Genomic DNA, 18,543 nt, shown 5'->3' with positions numbered 1-18,543 from the left:
GGCTCCGCTCAGCCCTGGGCGCGGCCCTGGCCGGCCTCGATCTGCTCTGCGGCCGTGGGGTCCGAGTCCCGCAGGAAGGTGCGGATGCGCTCGACCTCCTCGGACTCCCCGATCCCGGCGGCCGCGCGGCCCAGCGCGTACAGGGCGCGCAGGAAGCCGTGGTTGGGCTCGTGGGCGTACGGCACCGGGCCGGCGCCGCGCCACCCCGCCCGGCGCAGCGCGTCCAGACCCCGGTGGTAGCCGACGCGGGCGTACGCATAGGAGTCCACGGTCCGGCCCTCGGCCCACGCGTCCTCCGCCATGAGCGCCCACACCAGGGAGGACTCGGGCGCCATCGGCACGATGTCCTCGGGCAGGTCACCTGCCTCGAGCCGGGCCAGCACCTCCGGCTCCTCCGGCAGGCGCGTGGCCGGCGGCTCCATCAGGTTCTTGCCGATCAGGGACTCGGACATGGGATGCCTCTTCTCCTCGCGGACGATGCGGTCGCGGCCGAGTCTATCGACGGCGCCGGACGCCGGACGGATCGCCGTCCCCGCGTCCAGGACGGTCCGGTACCGTAGGCGCAGCGTCCGTCCGCAGCCCCACGCTCCCGGGGCCGGGCCGCCGATGCCGTCGAAGGAGCCTCCATGACCCACCCCGCGCCCGCCCGCCGCCGTGCCCCGCTGGCCGTCGGCGTCGCCGCCCTCGCCCTCGCCCTGGCCGGCTGCGGCTCGGCCGGCCAGTCCGGTGAGCCCGCCTCGTCGACCGCCGCGGCGCCCAGCGGATCGGCGGCCTCGGCCGCGGCCGGCTCGGCCACGGAGAGCCCCACCGACCCCGCGTCCGCCGCGGCGTCCCGCGTCCGTGAGGCCCTCGCGTCGGAGTCCGCCGAGGGCACCCCGCGCGCCGAGCCGCGTCAGGCGTTCGAGACCGTCGGCCCGGGCATCAAGGACGGCGCCGCCACCGAGGCCTGGAAGAACACGGCCGCGGTCCGCAACGACACCGTCTCCGTGATGGACTGCACGCGCGACGTCCTGGACCAGCGCACCCTGGACGCCGTCGCCACGCACATCCCGGACAGCTCGAACATCGAGATCGTGCAGCTGTTCGCCTCGCAGGACGAGACCCACGAGTTCCTCACCTGCGTCTACAACGGCTACTTCGAGTACAGCCCCGGCATGCCCCTGGCGCAGGTCCACTACCAGCACAACCTCGACGGCTCCCGCCTGGAGTGGTGCCAGGAGGAGCCCGCCGCCGTGGCGGACGAGTACACGTTCGACCCGAAGACCGGCAAGGGGCTGCTCGCCCTGCTGCGCCCCGGCATGGTCGGCGGCCAGGACGGCGCCCCCCTGCTGCCCCAGCGCACCGCGTGGGCCTGCTCCGAGGACGGCAGCGAGATGGTCTCCGTGACCATGGGCTCCATGGAGGGCTTCGGCGACGCCAACGGCGGCCTCACCCAGGTGAAGAACTCGCCGGTCGCGCAGAGCACCACCCTCGTCACCGAGACCCGCGACCACCTCGCGGACACCGTGCTGAAGGACGCCGGGGACTTCCAGGAGGTCATCAAGCTCAGCTCGCCGTTCTTCCTGAACGCGCAGATGGACGAGGAGACCCTGGCCCAGGCCCGGGAGATCCCCACCGGCCGCGTGCCCGACGAGCTGCTGAACAACCAGTCCACGATCGACCGCCCCGAGGGCGCCCCCGGCCCCGTGGCCCCCGGCCAGCCGCCGCGGCCGTTCCAGGGCGCCGCGCGGGAGGCCGCCGAATCCCAGCGGGCCGCGGAGGCGTCCGCCTCGGCGTCGGCCAGCCCGTCACCGACGAAGTCGGCTTCGGCCTCCCCGTCCCCCTCCACGTCCGGGGACTGACACCCGGCACGACGACGGCCGGTCACCTCGTGAGGTGACCGGCCGTCGTCGTGGGGCCCGGCGGATCAGGCCTTCGCCGCGGCGTCGTCCTGACCGGCGAAGTGCCGGCGGTACGCGCCCAGGGTGAGGAACGCCGGGTACTCCGGCGGCAGGGCCGACTCGCAGAACACGCGCACCGCGTCCTCGAACCGGTGGCCCTCGGGCAGCGGGCCGGCGAGGATCCGAGCGTGCTCCTCGCGGATCAGCTGCTCCATCCAGCCGCGGTTGGCGGTCCGCACGCCGCCCTCGGTCAGCTGCACACCGGTGCCGTTGTGTGCCCACTGCCAGATCTGGGACCGGGAGATCTCCGCCGTGGCGGCGTCCTCCATGAGTCCGTGGATCGCGGCGGCGCCGTTCCCCCGCAGCCAGGACTCGATGTAGCGGATCCCGACCTCGATGTTCATCCGCACGCCGGCCTCGGTCACCGAGCCCGTGGTCGCGGCGACGTCGAGCAGGGCGGCCTCGTCCGGCACCACGTCCTCGCGGCGGCGGGTGCGGATCTGGTTCGGGGCCTCGCCGAGCACGGCGTCGAACTCCTCCCGGGCGACCGGCACGAGGTCCGGGTGCGCCACCCACGAGCCGTCGAAGCCGTCGCCGGCCTCGCGGGCCTTGTCCGCGCGCACCTTCTCCAGCGCGGCGGCGTTGGCCTCCTCGTTCCGGCGGTCCGGGATCACGGCAGACATGCCGCCGATCGCCGAGGCGCCGCGCCGGTGGCAGGCCCGGACCAGCTGCTCCGTGTAGGCCCGCATCATCGGCTGGGTCATGGTCACCTCCGAGCGGTCCGGGAGGACGAACTCGGCCCCGCGGTCCCGGAAGTTCTTGATGATGGAGAAGATGTAGTCCCAGCGGCCGGCGTTGAGGCCCGCGGCGTGGTTGCGCAGCTGGTACAGGATCTCCTCCATCTGGAACGCCGCGGTGATCGTCTCGATCAGCACGGTGGCCCGGATGGTGCCCTGGGGGATGCCCAGCTCGTCCTGCGCCGCCACGAACACGCAGTTCCACAGCCGCGCCTCGAGATGGGACTCGAGCTTGGGCAGGTAGAAGTACGGGCCGTGGCCGCGGCGGATCAGCTCGTCGGCGTTGTGGAAGAAGTACAGGCCGAAGTCCACGAGGGCGCCGGCCATCGGCTCGCCGTCCACACGGATGTGGTCCTCGAGGAGGTGCCAGCCGCGCGGGCGGACGATGATGGTCGGCCGGTCCGTGAGCTCGCGCTCGCGCAGCCGGTACTCCTTGCCCTCGGGGGAGGTGAAGTCGATCCGGTCGCGGATCGCGTCGAACAGGTTGACCTGCCCGTCCAGCATCCGGTCCCAGGACGGCGTCGAGGAGTCCTCGAAGTCGGCGAGCCAGCCCGAGGCGCCCGAGTTGAGGGCGTTGATCGTCATCTTCCGATCCACGGGGCCGGTGATCTCCACGCGGCGGTCCTGCAGGCCGGGGGCCAGCGGCGCCACACGCCAGGAGTCGTCCTCGCGGACCCGGCGGGTGGACCGCAGGTAGTGCGGGTTCCAGCCGTCGGTGATGCGGCGCCGGGTGTACTCCCGCTCCTCGAGCAGCCGCCGGCGGCGGTCCTCGGCCAGCCGGTGCAGGCGGCCGAGGAACGCCAGCGCCTCGTCCGTGAGGATCTCGGCCTGCCGCCCGTCGACCGGCCCGTGGACGGTCACCACGGGGGCGGCGCCCTCGGGGATGACGACGGGGATGGCCTGGGTGCTCACGTCATGCGGCAGGGGCGTGTGCTCCCGAACGTCGTCGGCATGGATCTCGTGCAGGGTGGGGGTCGTGGTCTGCGGGCTCATGGGACTGCCTCCTCGCGGTCTCGGCTGAGCGGATCAGTGGAACTGGCCGGACTCCGTGGAGCCCGCCAGGGCCACCGTGGAGCTGTCCGGGTTGATGGCGGTGGACACGGCGTCGAAGTAGCCGGTGCCGACCTCGCGCTGGTGCTTGGTCGCGGTGTAGCCGCGGGCCTCGTCGGCGAACTCGCGCTCCTGCAGCTCGACGTACGCGGACATCTGGCGCTCGTTGTATCCCTTGGCCAGGTCGAACATCGAGTGGTTCAGGGCGTGGAAGCCGGCCAGCGTGATGAACTGGAAGGTGTAGCCCATGGCGCCCAGCTCGCGCTGGAACTTGGCGATGGTGTCGTCGTCGAGGTTCTTCTTCCAGTTGAAGGACGGCGAGCAGTTGTAGGCCAGCATCTGGTCCGGGAACTCGGCCTTGACGGCCTCGGCGAACTTCCGGGCCAGCTCGAGGTCCGGCGTGCCGGTCTCCATCCAGATCAGGTCCGCGTGGGGGGCGTAGGCCTTGGCGCGGGCGATGCAGGGCTCGACGCCGTTGCGGACCTTGTAGAAGCCCTCCGCGGTGCGCTCACCGGTGATGAACTCGGCGTCGCGCTCGTCCACGTCCGAGGTGATCAGGGTGGCCGCCTCGGCATCGGTGCGGGCGATGATCACGCTGGGCACGTCGGCGACGTCGGCGGCCAGGCGGGCGGCGTTGAGCGTGCGGATGTGCTGGCCGGTGGGGATGAGCACCTTGCCGCCGAGGTGGCCGCACTTCTTCTCGGAGGCCAGCTGGTCCTCCCAGTGCACACCGGAGGCGCCGGCGGTGATCATCGACTTCATGAGCTCGTAGGCGTTGAGCGGGCCGCCGAAGCCGGCCTCGGCGTCGGCCACGATCGGCACGAGCCAGTCCTCGACGCTGCTGACGCCCTCGGCGTGCTCGATCTGGTCCGCGCGCAGCAGGGCGTTGTTGATGCGGCGCACCACCTGCGGCACGGAGTTGGCCGGGTACAGGGACTGGTCCGGGTACGTGTGGCCAGAGAGGTTGGCGTCCGCGGCGACCTGCCAGCCGGAGAGGTAGATGGCGCGCAGCCCGGCCTTGACCTGCTGGACGGCCTGGTTGCCGGTGAGGGCGCCGAGGGCGTTGGTGAACTCACCGCGGGCGTTCTCGTCCTTCAGCTGGGTCCACAGCTTCTCGGCGCCGCGGCGGGCCAGCGTGTGCTCCTCCTGGATGCGGCCGCGGAGACGGACGACGTCCTCGGCGGTGAAGCTGCGCTCGACGCCGGCCCAGCGGGGGTTGTTGTCCCAGTCGTGCTGGAGCTGTTCGGCGGAGGCGGGAGTGGAGTGGTGGGGCTGGGTGGTCATGACGTCCTCCTGAGGATCGGTCCGGTTCGTGAAGGGTTCGGTGCGACGTGTCCGTCGCTGCCGTTGACATCCACCTTGGCCCCGGGCAAGGCCCTCTGGAGCACAAAATCGGTGGAAACTCCGGCCGTTCCTGCCACTGGGTCAGAACGTGACAGTCCTTGCGCCCCCATGTGGCATGGATCACGGCAACGGCCCCCCGCTTGTCAAGAATGTGACTTTCTTTCCGTCACACGTGATCTCCTCCCCGGTTCCGTCTACAGTTCCGCGCATGATGACCCGCCCGCTTCCCGAGGACAGCGCGACCGTGGACACCGTCGCGCTGGGCCGCCGCGTCCGGCACCTGCGCAAGCAGGCCGGCCTCACCCTGGACCAGCTCGCGGAGCGCACGGGAGTGAGCGGCTCCCACCTGTCCCTCGTGGAGAACGCCCGCCGCGAGCCGCGGCTCTCGCTGGTCCAGCGGATCGCGGAGGTCCTGGGCGTGCCGGTCGAGGACCTGCTCACCGGCCGGGCCCCCACCCGGCGGGCCGAACTGGAGATCGAGGTCGAACGGTTCGCGCGCTCGGAGCACTACGCCTCCCTCGGCCTGCCGCCGCTGCGCATCGGGCCCCGCACCCCCACCGAGGTCCTCGAGGTGATCGCGGGGCTGGAGGCCGAGCTGCGCCGTCGCCTGGAGGAGCAGGCCGCCACCCCCGAGGAGGCGCGCCGCGCCAACGCCCAGCTGCGCGCCCGGATGCGCGCGGTGGACAATCACTACCCCGACCTCGAGGCCGAGGCGCATCGGCTGCTCGACGCGATCGGCCACACGGGCGGGCCGCTGGGCCTGCACGCGGTCTCGGAGCTGGCCGAGCACCTCGGCTTCACCCTGCGCTTCGTCCCGGACCTGCCGCACTCCACGCGCTCCGTCACGGACCTCAAGCACGGGCGCATCCACATCAGCGGCTCCCGCTCCTCGGACCACGACCGCCGCACCGTGGTGCTCCAGGCCCTCGCCGCCGCCGTCCTGGGCCACGGCGAGCCGCGGGACTACGAGGACTTCCTCGCCCAGCGTGTGGCGGTGAACTACCTGGCGGGCGCGCTGCTCATGCCGCAGCGGGCGGCGTCGTCGCTGCTGCGGGCCGCCCAGAAGCGCCGGGACCTGTCCGTGGACGACCTGAAGGACGCGTTCGGCGTCTCCTACGAGGCCGCCGCGCACCGGTTCACCAACCTGGCCACCGTGGACCTGGGCATCCGCTGCCACTTCCAGAAGGTCCACGAGACCGGGGTGATCCACAAGGCCTACGAGAACGACGGGATCGTGTTCCCCGCCGACCACACCGGTGCGATCGAGGGCCAGCAGGCGTGCCGGAAGTGGGGCGCACGGCAGGCCTTCTCCCGCAACGACCGGTTCCGCGCCCACACGCAGTACACGGACTCGCCCAACGGGACGTTCTGGTGCACCTCGATGATCGAGAACGGCCCCGACGGGCTGTTCGCCCTCTCCGTGGGCACCCCGTTCGAGCATGCCCGGTACTTCCGCGGCGCGGACACCCGCCACCGGGTCACCTCCACGTGCCCCGATCCGCGCTGCTGCCGCCGCCCCGACCCCGAGCTCGAGGCCGCGTGGGGCGGGCACGTGTGGCCCGCGGCCCGCATGCACGCGCATCTGCTGGCGGCCATGCCCACGCAGACCTTCCCCGGTGTGGACGAGCGTGAGGTCTTCGAGTTCCTCCAGGCCCAGGAGGAGCGGGAGGGCTGAGGACGACGCCGGCCCGCACCCTCACGCGAGGGTGCGGGCCGGCGCGGCGGACGGCGGGGTCAGCCGATGCTCTTGCCGGCCGAGTTCAGCTCGGTGCAGGCCTGGACCACGCGGGCGGCCATGGCCTCCTCGGCCTTGGCGCCCCACACGCGGGGGTCGTACTGCTTCTTGTCGCCGACCTCGCCGTCGACCTTCAGGACGCCGTCGTAGTTCTCGAACATGTGCCCGGCCACCGGGCGGGTGAACGCGTACTGGGTGTCCGTGTCCACGTTCATCTTCACGACGCCGTACTCCACCGAGTCGGCGATCTCCTGGGCGGCGGAGCCGGAGCCGCCGTGGAACACGAGGTCGAACGGGCGCTCCTTGCCGAACTTCTCGCCCACGGCCTGCTGGATCTCCTGCAGGATCTCCGGGCGCAGCTTCACGTTGCCCGGCTTGTAGACGCCGTGCACGTTGCCGAAGGTCAGCGCGGTGAGGTAGCGACCGTGCTCGCCGAGGCCGAGGGCCTCCACCGTGGCGATGCCGTCCGCCACGGTGGTGTAGAGCTTCTCGTTGATCTCGTGGGCCACGCCGTCCTCCTCGCCGCCCACGACGCCGATCTCCACCTCGAGGATCTGCTTGTTGGCGTGGGTGCGGGCGAGCAGCTCGCGGCCGATCCGCAGGTTCTCCTCGAGGGTCTCGGCGGAGCCGTCCCACATGTGGGAGTTGAAGATCGGGTCGCGCCCGGCCTTCACCTCGGCCTCGGAGGCGTCCAGCAGGGGCAGGACGAAGCCCTCGAGCTTGTCCTGGGGGCAGTGGTCCGTGTGCAGGGCGATGTTCACGGAGTACTTCTTGGCGACCTCGCGCGCGAACGCCGCGAAGGCCAGCGAGCCGGCGACCATGTCCTTCACGGAGGAGCCGGAGAAGTAGGCGGCGCCGCCGGTGGAGACCTGGATGATGCCGTCCGAGCCGGCCTCGGCGAAGCCGCGGATGGCGGCGTTCAGGGTCTGGGAGCTGGTGACGTTGATCGCCGGGTAGGCGAAGGCGCCGTTCTTGGCGGCGTCGATCATCTCGGCGTACTTCTCCGGGGATGCGATGGGCATGCTGCAGCTCCTAGGCGTCGTCGACTCGGGCAGGCGGGGGAGCGCGGCGGGCGCGCCGCCCTCGGGCTCATCCTATCCGCGCGGCCGGACCCGCCCCAGGGCCCCGGGCCCGACGGCGACGCCGGCCTGGGCACGGGCCCGTCGCTGGCCTAGGGTGAGCTGCGTCACATTCACATCCGAGAGACCGGAGACCGCCATGGCCCCCGCACGCCGCCCCTCCCGCCCCCTCGCCCTGGCCGCCGCCGTGGCCGTCGTCGCCGGGTTCGGCGCGCCGCACGCTGCCCTGGCCCAGGAGTCCGCCCCGGCCCCGGACGCGCCGGAGGTGAGCTCCGCCGTCGCGGACCTCTCGCAGCCGGCCACGACGGCCGAGGACGCCCGCTGGAACGCGGCCCGGGACGCCCTGGCGGCCGCCTCGGTCGACGACCCCTTCTACCTGCCGCCCGCCGTCGTGCCCGCGACCCCCGGCGCCCTGATCCGCAGCGAGCCCGCCGCCTTCTATCTGGATCCCGTGCGGCTGGTGCAGGTGCCCGCGCACGCCACGCGCATCATGTACGCCTCGCAGGACGCCCAGGGCCGACCCGTCGCCGTGACCGGCACCGTGCTGACCCCCACCGCCCCCTGGACGGGCGGCGGCGAGCGCCCCGTGATCGGCTACGCGGTGGGCACCCAGGGCGCGGCGGACCGCTGCGCCCCCTCGCGCACCCTCTCGACCGGCGCGCAGTACGAAGGCGTCGGGATCACGTCCCTGCTGAGCCGCGGCCACGCCGTGGTGGTCACCGACTACGAGGGCCTGGGCACCCCGGGCACGCACACCTACATGGTCCGGGAGGCCCAGGCGCACGCCGTCCTCGACGCGGTGCGCGCGGCCGCCCAGGTCTCGGGGTCGGGCGTCACCTCGACCGCGCCGGTCGCGCTCGCGGGCTACTCGCAGGGCGGCGGGGCGGCCGCGGCCGCCGCCGAGCTCGCGTCCGACTACGCCCCGGAGCTGGACCTCAAGGGCGCCTACGTGGGCGCCCCGCCGGCCGACCTCGTGCAGGTCGCGGACCGGATCGACGGCGGCCTGTACGCGGCCTTCCTGCTCTACGCGATGGCCGGGCAGCTCGCCGCGTACGACGTGGACCCGGCCACGCACCTCAACGAGACCGGCCTGACGGCCCTCGCCGGCGCGGCCGAGACCTGCGTGGCAGGCAGCCTCGCCTACGCGCACCTCGACTCCGCCACGCTGACCCACACGGGGCAGGACTTCCCTGAGCTCGTCCGCTCCGACGCCGAGCTGGCCGGGATCCTCGCCGAGCAGCGGATCGGCGCACCGGGCCGCCGTCCGGACGTGCCGGTGATGATCGCGCACTCCGTCACGGACGACGTCATCCCGTACCGCACCGGCCGCGACCTGGGCCGCCGCTGGTGCGCGGAAGGGGCACGGGTGCGTTTTGACCCGCTCCTCACCCCGACCCACGTGGGCGGCCACGTGGCCTCGCTGCCGCGGATGGGGGCGTTCCTGGACGCGACCCTCGCCGACCGCTGGACCGCCGACTCGTGCGGGTGGTTCTGAGCCTCGGCTAGCGTCGGGGCCAGGACCGTCCCGCCCACCGAAGGAGCAGTCATGCGCGCCGAGCAGGTCACCGATCCCATCACCTACCACGGCGAGGGCCCCGTCTGGGCCGCCTCGTGGGGCAGCGCCGCCGAGGGCGTGACCGCCGGCGGCGGCCTGCGCTGGGTGGACATGCTCGCCGGGGACGTCCTGTCCCTGCGCGCCGACGGCACGGTGGACCGCACGCACGTCGGGGACGTGGCCGCCGCGCTGCGCCCGCGTGCGGGGGGTGGCGCCGTCGTCGCGGTGGAGCGGGGCTTCGCCCTGATCTCGCCCGAGGGCGAGCTGACGACGCTGCCCGAGCTGTGGGGCGCGGACGCCGGGATCCGGATGAACGAGGGCGGCTGCGACCCGGACGGCCGGTTCCACTGCGGCACCATGGCGTACGCCAAGACCCCCGGCGCCGCGAACCTCTACCGGCTCGCCCCCGGACCCGACGGCGGCGCCGGCGAGGTGGACGTCGTGCTGACCGGCGCGACGACGTCCAACGGCCTGGAGTGGAGCCCGGACGGCACGCGGGCCTACTACAACGACACCCCCACGCGGCAGGTGGCCGTGTTCGACTACTCCCGCGAGGAGGGCCTGACGAACCGGCGCGTGCTCGTGGACGTGCTCGACGGCGAGGGCAAGCCGGACGGACTCACCGTGGACGCCGAGGGCGGCATCTGGGTGGCCGTGATCAGCCACGGGCAGATCCACCGGTACACGCCCGAGGGGACGCTCGACGAGGTGGTCGAGGTGCCCGTGCAGAAGACGACGGCGTGCACGTTCGGCGGCGACGACCTCGGCACCCTCTACATCACCACCTCCTGGGAGAACCTGGAGCGCGGCGAGGACCCGCTGGCCGGGGCCCTGTTCGCCGTCCGCCCGGGGGTGACGGGCCTGCCGGCCCGCCCCTTCGCGGGCTGACGCCGTCACGCCGCACGTCGTCGACGCCACCCTGCGCCGTTCTGCGCCGTCCTGCGCCGTCCTGCGCCACGAGCCAGACGAATCTGCGGTCCAGAGGCTCCTTTCAGCGCGGAATCGTCTGGCTCGCGCCGGACTCAGGGGACGGCCGCGTGCTGCCGGATCCACGCGTGCATCGCGATGCCGGCGGCCACGCCCGCGTTGATCGAGCGGGTGGAGCCGTACTGCGCGATGGACAGCACCGCGCTCGACGCCGCGCGCACCTCCGCCGACAGCCCCGGCCCCTCCTGCCCGAAGACGAGCACGCAGGCACGCGGGAAGTCGAAGGTCTCCACCGGCACCGACTCGGGGAACAGGTCCACGCCGAGCACGGGCAGCCCCTCCCCCGCCGCCCACTCCGTGAACGCCGCCACCGTCTCGTGGTGGCGCACGTGCAGGTAGCGGTCGGTGACCATGGCGCCGCGCCGGTTCCAGCGGCGCCGCCCGATGATGTGCACCCCGGCGGCGTTGAACGCGTTGGCGGTGCGCACGACGGTGCCGATGTTCAGGTCGTGCTGCCAGTTCTCGATGGCCACGTGGAACGGGTGGCGCCGCGCGTCGAGGTCCGCGACGATCGCCTCGAGGCTCCAGTAGCGGTAGTGGTCGAGCACGTTGCGGCGGTCGCCGTGCGCGAGCAGCTCCGGGTCGTAGCGCGGGTCCTCCGGCCACGGGCCGAGCCACGGCCCGACGCCGACCTCGCGGGGCGCGGCGCCGTCCTCGGCCGGCGCGGGCTCGTTCAGCGGCCGGCCTCGGACCGGTCGACGGCGGCCCAGGCGGCCCCGGCGGACACCGCGGCCACGGAGAGCACCGCCGGCCACGCACCGATCTTCTTGGCCAGCGGGTGGGAGGCGCCGAAGCCGCCGAGGTACAGGGCGGCCAGGCCCCCGGTGACGGCCGGCCCCCGCGTGGCCAACCACGTCCGGCCGGCATACAGGCCGGCGGCGGCCAGCACGACACCGCCGAGCGGCCGGATGCCGGTCTCACGGGCGGTCAGGTAGCCGCCGATCAGACCGAATGCGGTGACCGGGGCCGTGGAGACGGCGTGGGCGGGGAGCAGGGTCTTGCCGTCGCGGACGACGGGCGGGGCATGACGCGGAGTCTTCATGGCGCCACCGTAGCGCGCGCATCCTGGAATCCGCCGGGGGCCGCCGTCGGGGAGAATGTCCGGGTGAGCATGATCGACAACGCCGTGTACGTGGACGGGCGGCGCGTCCACGCCCCCTCCACCCTCGAGGACACCTGGGAGGAGTGTGAGCGCACCGGCGGCATGGCCTGGCTGGGCCTGTACCGCCCGGACGTGGCCGAGCTCCAAGCGGTCGCGGAGGAGCTGCGCCTGCACCCGCTCGCCGTCGAGGACGCCCTCGCCGGAGGCGAGCGCGCCAAGCTGGACCGCTACGGCGAGGACTCGTTCATGGTCCTGCACCCGGCCCGCTACGTCGACCGCACCGAGACCGTGGAGTTCGGCGAGCTGAGCGTCTTCACCGGTGAGCACTACGTGGTGACGGTGCGTCACGCGGAGGAGCCGGACCTGGCCGCCGTGCGACGGTCCCTGGAGACGGAGGGCCGCGAGCGCCTCGCGATGGGGCCGTGGCAGGTCACCCTGGAGATCCTGGACCGGGTCGTGGACGACTACTTCCCGGTGGCCGACGGCCTCGAACAGGACATCGCGGAGATCGAGGACCAGGTCTTCGCCGGCGACGGGCACGTCTCCCGGCGCATCTACGAGCTCTCCCGCGAGGTGCTGAACTTCCAGCACGCCATCCGCGCGCTGCCGTCCATCGTGGAGCAGCTCCAGGAGGAGGTGCGCACCCGCCTGCATGAGGACACCCGCCGCCTCGACGCCGACGGCCTGCCCCGGCGCGACGACGCCCACGCCTGGGAGGACGAGGAGCTCAGCGATCAGGCGCGCCTCGAGGTGGAGAACCTGCGCCGCCTGCGCGACGTCCACGACCACGCCGTCCAGATCAACGAGCGCGTGATGACCATGCGCCAGATGCTCAACAACGCCCTCGAGCTGGACTCGACGCTGGCGTCGAAGCGGCTGGCCGAGCAGTCGATCGCCCAGAACGAGCAGGTCAAGCAGATCTCGTCCTGGGCGGCGATCATCTTCGCGCCGCAGCTGGTGGGCTCGGTCTACGGCATGAACTTCGACGGCATGCCCGAGCTGCACTGGGCGTTCGGCTATCCGTTCGCCCTGGGACTCATGCTGGCGGTGGCCCTCACCCTCTTCGTGCTGTTCAAGCGCGCGGACTGGCTCTAGGCGGGCGGCGCGGGGCCGGCCGAGGCTCAGTCGAGGCCGAGCTCGTCCTTGCCGAACGCGTACAGGTACGGCACCCCCGCCTCCTCGGCCACGCGCTCGGCGGCGCCGGTCGCACGGTCCACGATCACGGCCACGGCCTGGACGTCGCCGCCCGCGTTGCGCACGCCCTCGACGGCGGTGAGCGCGGAGCCGCCCGTCGTCGAGGTGTCCTCCAGCACGACGACGCGGCGCCCGTCCACGCCCGGGCCCTCCACCTGCCGGCCCATGCCGTACGACTTCTGCGCCTTGCGCACCACGAACGCGTCGAGCGCGCGGCCCACGGTGCCGGCCTGATGCATCATCGCGGTGGCCACGGGGTCGGCGCCCATGGTCAGGCCGCCCACCGCGTCGAACTCGATCCCGTTCTCCTCGAGCAGGCGCAGCATCACGCGGCCGATCAGTGGGGCGGCCTCGTGGTGCAGGGTGACACGACGCAGGTCCACGTAGTAGTCCGCCTCCTTGCCGGAGGACAGGGTCACCCGGCCGTGCACCACGGCCAGCTCCTGGATGAGCTGCTTGAGCCGCTCGCGGTCCTGCTCGGGCGTGGGGACGGTGGGGGTCTGCGCGTCGGTCATGCCGCCCATGCTAGTGCGAGCCCGGCCACCCCTGCCGATTCCGTCCCGGCCTGGCTAGGCTCGGGTTATGAGCGAGATCCCGCACGACGACGCCCCCGTCCAGCATCCCTCCGGCCTGCCCCTGGCGCACTGGCTCACCCTCACCGAGGGCCTGATCGCGGCGCGCGTGGCCGAGAGCCTCGAGGAGCACGGCCTGACCCGCGTCCAGTGGCAGCTGCTGAACACCCTCACGGTGGCCCCGCAGTCCCGCGCCGAGCTCGAGGCCGGCTTCGAGGAGGAGCAGCGCGGCGCGGTGTCCGGTCAGATCGAGGAGCTGGTCGAGTCCCACTGGGTGACGGTCGAGGGCGACCTCTACACCCTCACCGCCACGGGCCGCACCGCGGGCGCCCGCGTGGGTGAGGCGGTCGAGGCCCTGCGTGCCGAGGCGACGGCGGACGTCCCGCGGGACCAGATCGACGACGCCGTCCGCGTCCTGCGCCGCATCGCCCGCAACCTGGGGCACCCGGACGCGTGAGCCGTCGTCGCCGACCGCCCCTGTCCCCGTGCGCGGGGCCGGTCCTACGCTGACCGGCATGCGTGAACTCCAGCAGCGGATCATCGCCCAGCAGGGCGTCCTCCCCGAGATCGACCCGGCGGCCGAAGTCGAACGGCGCGTGGCCTTCCTCGCCGACTACCTCGCGGCCACGGGCGCGTCCGGCTTCGTCCTGGGCATCTCCGGCGGCGTGGACTCCACGGTGGGCGGCCGGCTGGCCCAGCTCGCCGTCGAGCGTCGCCGCGCCCAGCTCGGCGTCCCGGACGCCGTCGCCCTGGGCGGCCCCGGCACCACCCCGCCGGGTGAGGCGGGGGTGGGCGCCGACGTCGTGCCCTCCCGCGAGAACCCCCGGTTCACCGCCGTGCGCCTGCCCTACAAGGTGCAGCACGACGAGGCGGATGCCCGGGCCGCCATGGACTTCGTGGGCGCGGACCAGGACGTCACCCTGAACATCGCGGAGGCCGTGCAGGGTCTGGCCGCCGCCTTCGCCGAGGCCGTGGGGGAGCCGATCTCGGACTACAACCAGGGCAACGTGAAGGCCCGCATCCGCATGACGGCCCAGTACGCGGTGGCCGGCGCCCACGGGCAGCTGGTGATCGGCACGGACCAGGCGGCGGAGGCCATCACGGGCTTCTACACGAAGTTCGGCGACGGCGGCGCGGACGTCCTGCCGCTGGCTGGCCTGAACAAGCGGCAGGTGCGGGCGCTGGGCCGCGAACTCGGCGCCCCCGAGCCCCTGTGGAACAAGGTGCCCACCGCGGACCTGCTGGACGGCACGCCGGGCCAGACGGACGAGGCCGAACTCGGGATGACGTACGAGGACATCGACGACTACCTCGAGGGCAAGGACGTCCCTACCGAGGTCGCGGAGAAGCTCGAGGGCATCTGGCTCCGCAGCCGCCACAAGCGCACCACGCCGGTGACGATCCACGACGACTGGTGGCGCTGAGGCGCCGATCCCACGGTGTCCGCGCCCTTCGATAGCCTGGCCGGGTGAAGATCGCCACCTGGAACGTCAACTCCCTCCGTGCCCGCGCCGACCGCGTCGAGGCCTTCCTCGAGCGCCATGACATCGACGTCCTGGCCATCCAGGAGACCAAGTGCCGGGACGAGAACTTCCCGTGGGAGCTCTTCGAGCGCGCCGGCTACGAGGTGGTGCACAACGGCACCTCGCAGTGGAACGGCGTGGCCATCGCCTCCCGCGTCGGCCTGAGCGACGTGCAGCGCGGCTTCCCCGGCCAGCCGCACTTCGGCAAGGGCGGCGTGGACCCGCAGGAGGAGTCCCGCGCCATCGGGGCGACCGTGGGCGCGGAGGCGGCCGACGGCGTCGCCCCGGTGCGCCTGTGGAGCCTGTACGTGCCCAACGGGCGCGGCCTGGAGAACGAGCACATGGGCTACAAGCTCGAGTGGCTGCGCGTGCTCCAGGAGCACGCGGCCGCTCGCCTCGCCGAGGACCCGGACACCCGGCTCGCCCTGACCGGCGACTGGAACATCGCTCCGCAGGACGAGGACGTGTGGGACATCGAGCTGTTCCAGCGCGAGGGCTACACGCACGTCTCCCCGGCCGAGCGCGCGGCGTTCCACGCGTTCGAGGACGCCGGGCTGGTGGACGTGGTGCGCCCGCGCCACCCCGGCCCCGGCGTGTACACGTACTGGGACTACACGGGCCTGGCCTTCCCCAAGAAGAAGGGCATGCGCATCGACTTCCAGCTGTGCTCCCCCGCCCTCGCACGGACGGTCACGGACGCCTGGATCGACCGCGAGGAGCGCAAGGGCAAGGGCGCCTCGGACCACGCGCCCGTGGTCGTCGAGCTGGGCTGAGCCACGGATGAGCCCGCGATGACCCACGACGACGGCGGCCCGCCCCCGGGTGTCGCGCGCGGCACCGCGCACCTGCGCGTCTTCCAGCCGCTGGCCACGTTCCCGGACGCGGTCCAGGCGCGGCTGATCGCCGGCGGCCACCGCACCCGTGCCGAGGTCGAGGCCGAGGCGGCCGAACGGGCCCGGCGTCGCCTGGCCCGGCCCGTGGCCGACCCGTTCCCGGAACCCGGTGAGGACGACCTGGTGCGGGTCCTCCAGGACGAGCACCGCTCCGCCTTCTACTGCCCGGACGAGCGGGGCCTGCGCGCCGAGATGGCCGCGGCCATGCTCGAGGAGACGATGCTGCCGCGGCTGCACGAGGCCGCCATCCCGCCGGCGGCGCGCGCCATGAACCGCGGCCGCGCGCTCGTGGCGCTCGAGGACGAGTGGGGCCTCTCCCCCGACCCGGACGCGGCGGGCCAGGACCCGCAGGACGAGGGCGGCGCGCCGGAGCACCACCGCGTGCAGACGCGCACGGCCACGTGGGGTGTGCCGCACGGCTGGCTCACGGTGTTCGACCCCGAGGAGCCGGTGAAGCGCCTCGTGGACGGCGAGCGCACGGCGTACCGGCGCGCCCCGATCGTGGCCGCCCGGGAGCGGGCCGGGCACGCGGCGGCGGTGCTCGCGCGGCACGCCCCGGATGCGGAGCTGATCGGCGAGCTCACGGTGATGGTGGAGTGGCTCGGCGCGTTCCACCCCGACTCGTGGATCGAGCTGGACTACGGCGGCCTCACGCGGCACGTGTGGCCGGACGACTCCGTCTTCGACCTGTGGACGCTCATCGACGCGCTCGAGGAGGGCGACGAGGCGACCGCCGGCGTCGCACAGGAACGACTGAACCGGCGCTGGGCCGCCGTCGGGATGCTGGCCAGGCTGACCTGAGCCGGCCGCCGGCGCACCGGGGTGGGGCCGACCCGGGTGCTCGAGACGCACACCACGCCGCCGACGCCGCCCACGCGGGGCGCGCGCCCCGGCGTCGGGCCTAGGGTGGATCCCATGACCACGCAGCGCCTGAGCACCCCGCCCTCGGAAGCCCGGAACCGGCCCGTCACGCCGTGGTGGGTGGACGCCGTGATCTACCAGGTGTACCCGCGCTCCTTCGCGGACGCGGACGGGGACGGCATGGGCGACCTGCGCGGCGTCACCTCGCGCCTCGACTACCTGGCCCAGCTCGGCGTGGACGCGATCTGGCTCTCGCCCTTCTACCTCTCCCCGCAGCACGACGCCGGCTACGACGTCGCGGACTACCGCGCCGTGGACCCGCGGTTCGGCACGCTCGCGGACGCGGACGAGATGATCGCCGCCGCGCACGAGGCCGGCATCCGCGTGGTCGTGGACCTCGTGCCGAACCACACCTCGTCCGAGCACGCGTGGTTCCAGGCCGCCCTGGCCGCCGGCCCCGGCTCCCCCGAGCGCGCCCGCTACCACTTCGCCGAGGGCCGCGGCGAGCACGGCGAGCTGCCCCCCAACAACTGGGAGTCCACGTTCGGCGGCGGGGCCTGGACCCGCGTGACCGAGGCGGACGGCACCCCGGGCCAGTGGTACCTGCACCTGTTCGACACCACGCAGCCGGACCTGAACTGGGAGAACGAGGAGGTGCGTGAGGAGTTCCGCTCCATCCTGCGGTTCTGGCTGGACCGCGGCGTGGACGGCTTCCGGGTGGACGTGGCCCACGGGCTCATCAAGCAGCCCGGCTACCCGGACGCCGAGCACTCCCGCATGGGCATGGTCACGGACGCGGGCGAGGACGCCGACCCCACGTTCGACCCGGACACCTTCGAGCCGCTCACCCCGTTCATGGACCAGGACCGCGTCCACGAGGTCTACCGGGACTGGCGGCGGGTCCTGGACTCCTACGACCACGAGCCGATGATGGTGGCCGAGGCGTGGGTGGCCCCGCTCTCGCGGATGTTCCGGTACGTCCGCCCCGGCGAGATGCACCAGACCTTCAACTTCACCTACCTCATGGCCGGCTGGGACGCCGCCTCGCTGACCCACGCGATCGACCGGTCCTTCGAGCAGGCCGGCCGGGTCGGCGCCCCGAACACCTGGGTGCTCTCGAACCACGACACGGTGCGCCACGCCTCCCGCTACGGCCTCGCCGACCCGAGCTCCTACCCCGCCGGCATCACGGCCGAGGACGAGCAGCCAGACGAGGCGGTCGGTCGCCGTCGGGCCCGCGCCGCCGCGATGGTGGAGCTGGGCCTGCCCGGCTCCGCGTACATCTACCAGGGCGACGAGCTGGGCCTGCCCGAGCACACCACCCTCGCCGCCGAGCACCGCCAGGACCCGTACTTCTTCCGCACGGACGGCAAGGAGCCCGGCCGCGACGGCTGCCGCATCCCTCTGCCGTGGGCCGCCGACGAGCCGTCCTACGGCTTCTCGACCCCCGCGGACGACGACGGCCCCGCGTCCGCCGCCGAGGGCGTCGCCGCGCCGTGGCTGCCCCAGCCCGCGTCCTTCCGAGCGCTGGCGGCGGACCGGCAGGTCGGCGTCGAGGGCTCCGTGTTCGAGCTGTACCGGCGTCTGCTGCAGATCCGCGGCGAGCTCGACCTGGGCACGGGCACGTTCGCGTGGTCCGAGCACCACGACCCCACACGCGGCGTGCTGGCGTTCACGGTCACCTCGGGCGGTGGCCGGCACCTGGGCTCGGGCGAGCCGATCCCGGCGCGCACCGTGCTCGTGATGGCGAACCTGTCGACCGAGCCCGTCGACCTGCCCGCGAACCATTCCCGGGCCCTGTTCTCCCTCGAGGAGGCGGAGGCCGTGCAGGACGGGCGGCTCGCGCACGACGCCGCCGCGTGGCTGCTCATGGACTGAGCCCGGCGCGCCCCGGGACCCGCCGGGGCGCCACGGACCTTCCGCGGGGAATCCGCGGTGGGCGAGGTCACATCATCCGGCCTGGCCGGACGA

17 protein-coding genes are annotated in these 18,543 nt (G+C 73.3%); 10 read left to right on the top strand and 7 right to left on the bottom strand.

Features of this window, described 5'->3' with window-relative positions; genetic code table 11:
• Nucleotides 1–8: 8 nt before the first annotated feature.
• The gene (locus tag SJ20_RS01230) at nt 9–452 is read right to left on the bottom strand and encodes a DUF3151 domain-containing protein (RefSeq protein WP_044658651.1); all 444 of its coding nucleotides are present in this window, start codon (nt 450–452) and stop codon (nt 9–11) included.
• A 174-nt stretch (nt 453–626) separates the two neighbouring features.
• Here SJ20_RS01230 and SJ20_RS01225 point away from each other — a divergent pair, with 174 nt between their 5' ends.
• The gene (locus SJ20_RS01225) at nt 627–1,841 is read left to right on the top strand and encodes a hypothetical protein (protein WP_036341081.1); all 1,215 of its coding nucleotides are present in this window, start codon (nt 627–629) and stop codon (nt 1,839–1,841) included.
• 65 nt (nt 1,842–1,906) lie between these two features.
• Here the strand turns inward: SJ20_RS01225 and aceB are convergent, their stop codons facing one another.
• Together aceB and aceA are read right to left on the bottom strand one after the other, a co-directional pair.
• Nucleotides 1,907–3,670 (bottom strand): malate synthase A, encoded by a 1,764-nt coding sequence (aceB, locus tag SJ20_RS01220; RefSeq protein WP_082067554.1) that lies wholly within the window; start codon nt 3,668–3,670, stop codon nt 1,907–1,909.
• Between the two features lie 33 nt (nt 3,671–3,703).
• Nucleotides 3,704–5,011: an isocitrate lyase gene (aceA, locus tag SJ20_RS01215; protein ID WP_012750705.1), complete on the bottom strand. Its 1,308-nt coding sequence runs from the start codon at nt 5,009–5,011 to the stop codon at nt 3,704–3,706.
• 268 nt (nt 5,012–5,279) lie between these two features.
• On the opposite strand from aceA, the gene SJ20_RS01210 reads away from it, so the two are divergent.
• Nucleotides 5,280–6,746 (top strand): helix-turn-helix domain-containing protein, encoded by a 1,467-nt coding sequence (locus SJ20_RS01210; protein WP_044658650.1) that lies wholly within the window; start codon nt 5,280–5,282, stop codon nt 6,744–6,746.
• A 59-nt stretch (nt 6,747–6,805) separates the two neighbouring features.
• Here SJ20_RS01210 and fbaA read toward each other — a convergent pair whose 3' ends face one another.
• Nucleotides 6,806–7,828: a class II fructose-bisphosphate aldolase gene (gene fbaA / locus SJ20_RS01205; protein ID WP_041103616.1), complete on the bottom strand. Its 1,023-nt coding sequence runs from the start codon at nt 7,826–7,828 to the stop codon at nt 6,806–6,808.
• Between the two features lie 196 nt (nt 7,829–8,024).
• On the opposite strand from fbaA, the gene SJ20_RS01200 reads away from it, so the two are divergent.
• Both SJ20_RS01200 and SJ20_RS01195 read left to right on the top strand, forming a co-directional pair.
• Nucleotides 8,025–9,380: a lipase family protein gene (locus tag SJ20_RS01200; protein WP_041103615.1), complete on the top strand. Its 1,356-nt coding sequence runs from the start codon at nt 8,025–8,027 to the stop codon at nt 9,378–9,380.
• A gap of 51 nt (nt 9,381–9,431) precedes the next feature.
• Complete coding sequence (locus SJ20_RS01195) at nt 9,432–10,328, top strand: SMP-30/gluconolactonase/LRE family protein (protein WP_041103614.1); 897 nt, start codon at nt 9,432–9,434, stop codon at nt 10,326–10,328.
• Between the two features lie 134 nt (nt 10,329–10,462).
• On the opposite strand, the gene SJ20_RS01190 is transcribed toward SJ20_RS01195, so the two are convergent.
• On the bottom strand, nt 10,463–11,104 hold the full coding sequence (locus SJ20_RS01190; protein WP_223247569.1) for an RNA methyltransferase: 642 nt from the start codon (nt 11,102–11,104) through the stop codon (nt 10,463–10,465).
• Complete coding sequence (locus SJ20_RS01185) at nt 11,101–11,469, bottom strand: hypothetical protein (protein ID WP_036316791.1); 369 nt, start codon at nt 11,467–11,469, stop codon at nt 11,101–11,103. The genes SJ20_RS01190 and SJ20_RS01185 overlap by 4 nt, the downstream gene beginning before the upstream one ends.
• 63 nt (nt 11,470–11,532) lie before the next feature.
• On the opposite strand from SJ20_RS01185, the gene SJ20_RS01180 reads away from it, so the two are divergent.
• Complete coding sequence (locus SJ20_RS01180) at nt 11,533–12,624, top strand: magnesium and cobalt transport protein CorA (protein WP_306452696.1); 1,092 nt, start codon at nt 11,533–11,535, stop codon at nt 12,622–12,624.
• Between the two features lie 26 nt (nt 12,625–12,650).
• Here the strand turns inward: SJ20_RS01180 and pyrE are convergent, their stop codons facing one another.
• On the bottom strand, nt 12,651–13,247 hold the full coding sequence (gene pyrE / locus SJ20_RS01175) for an orotate phosphoribosyltransferase (RefSeq protein WP_036316789.1): 597 nt from the start codon (nt 13,245–13,247) through the stop codon (nt 12,651–12,653).
• Nucleotides 13,248–13,305: 58 nt separating this feature from the next.
• Here pyrE and SJ20_RS01170 point away from each other — a divergent pair, with 58 nt between their 5' ends.
• The 5 genes from SJ20_RS01170 (at nt 13,306) to SJ20_RS01150 (ending at nt 18,450) form a co-directional block, all read left to right on the top strand.
• A complete protein-coding gene (locus tag SJ20_RS01170; protein ID WP_036316787.1) occupies nt 13,306–13,752 on the top strand; it encodes a MarR family winged helix-turn-helix transcriptional regulator in 447 nt (148 codons plus the stop codon).
• A 58-nt stretch (nt 13,753–13,810) separates the two neighbouring features.
• Entirely contained in the window at nt 13,811–14,719 is a 909-nt protein-coding gene (gene nadE, locus SJ20_RS01165; RefSeq protein WP_036316784.1) for an ammonia-dependent NAD(+) synthetase, read from the top strand.
• 44 nt (nt 14,720–14,763) lie between these two features.
• Nucleotides 14,764–15,591, top strand: a complete 828-nt coding sequence (locus SJ20_RS01160; RefSeq protein ID WP_036316782.1) for an exodeoxyribonuclease III — start codon at nt 14,764–14,766, stop codon at nt 15,589–15,591.
• 18 nt (nt 15,592–15,609) lie between these two features.
• Nucleotides 15,610–16,512 (top strand): hypothetical protein, encoded by a 903-nt coding sequence (locus SJ20_RS01155; RefSeq protein WP_036383519.1) that lies wholly within the window; start codon nt 15,610–15,612, stop codon nt 16,510–16,512.
• Between the two features lie 114 nt (nt 16,513–16,626).
• The gene (locus SJ20_RS01150) at nt 16,627–18,450 is read left to right on the top strand and encodes an alpha-amylase family glycosyl hydrolase (RefSeq protein WP_036383521.1); all 1,824 of its coding nucleotides are present in this window, start codon (nt 16,627–16,629) and stop codon (nt 18,448–18,450) included.
• Nucleotides 18,451–18,543 lie beyond the last annotated feature (93 nt).

It is taken from the genome of Micrococcus sp. MS-ASIII-49 (assembly GCF_000946635.1).
GTDB lineage: Bacteria > Actinomycetota > Actinomycetes > Actinomycetales > Micrococcaceae > Micrococcus > Micrococcus luteus.
This window is presented reverse-complemented; position numbering and strand designations above follow the sequence as displayed.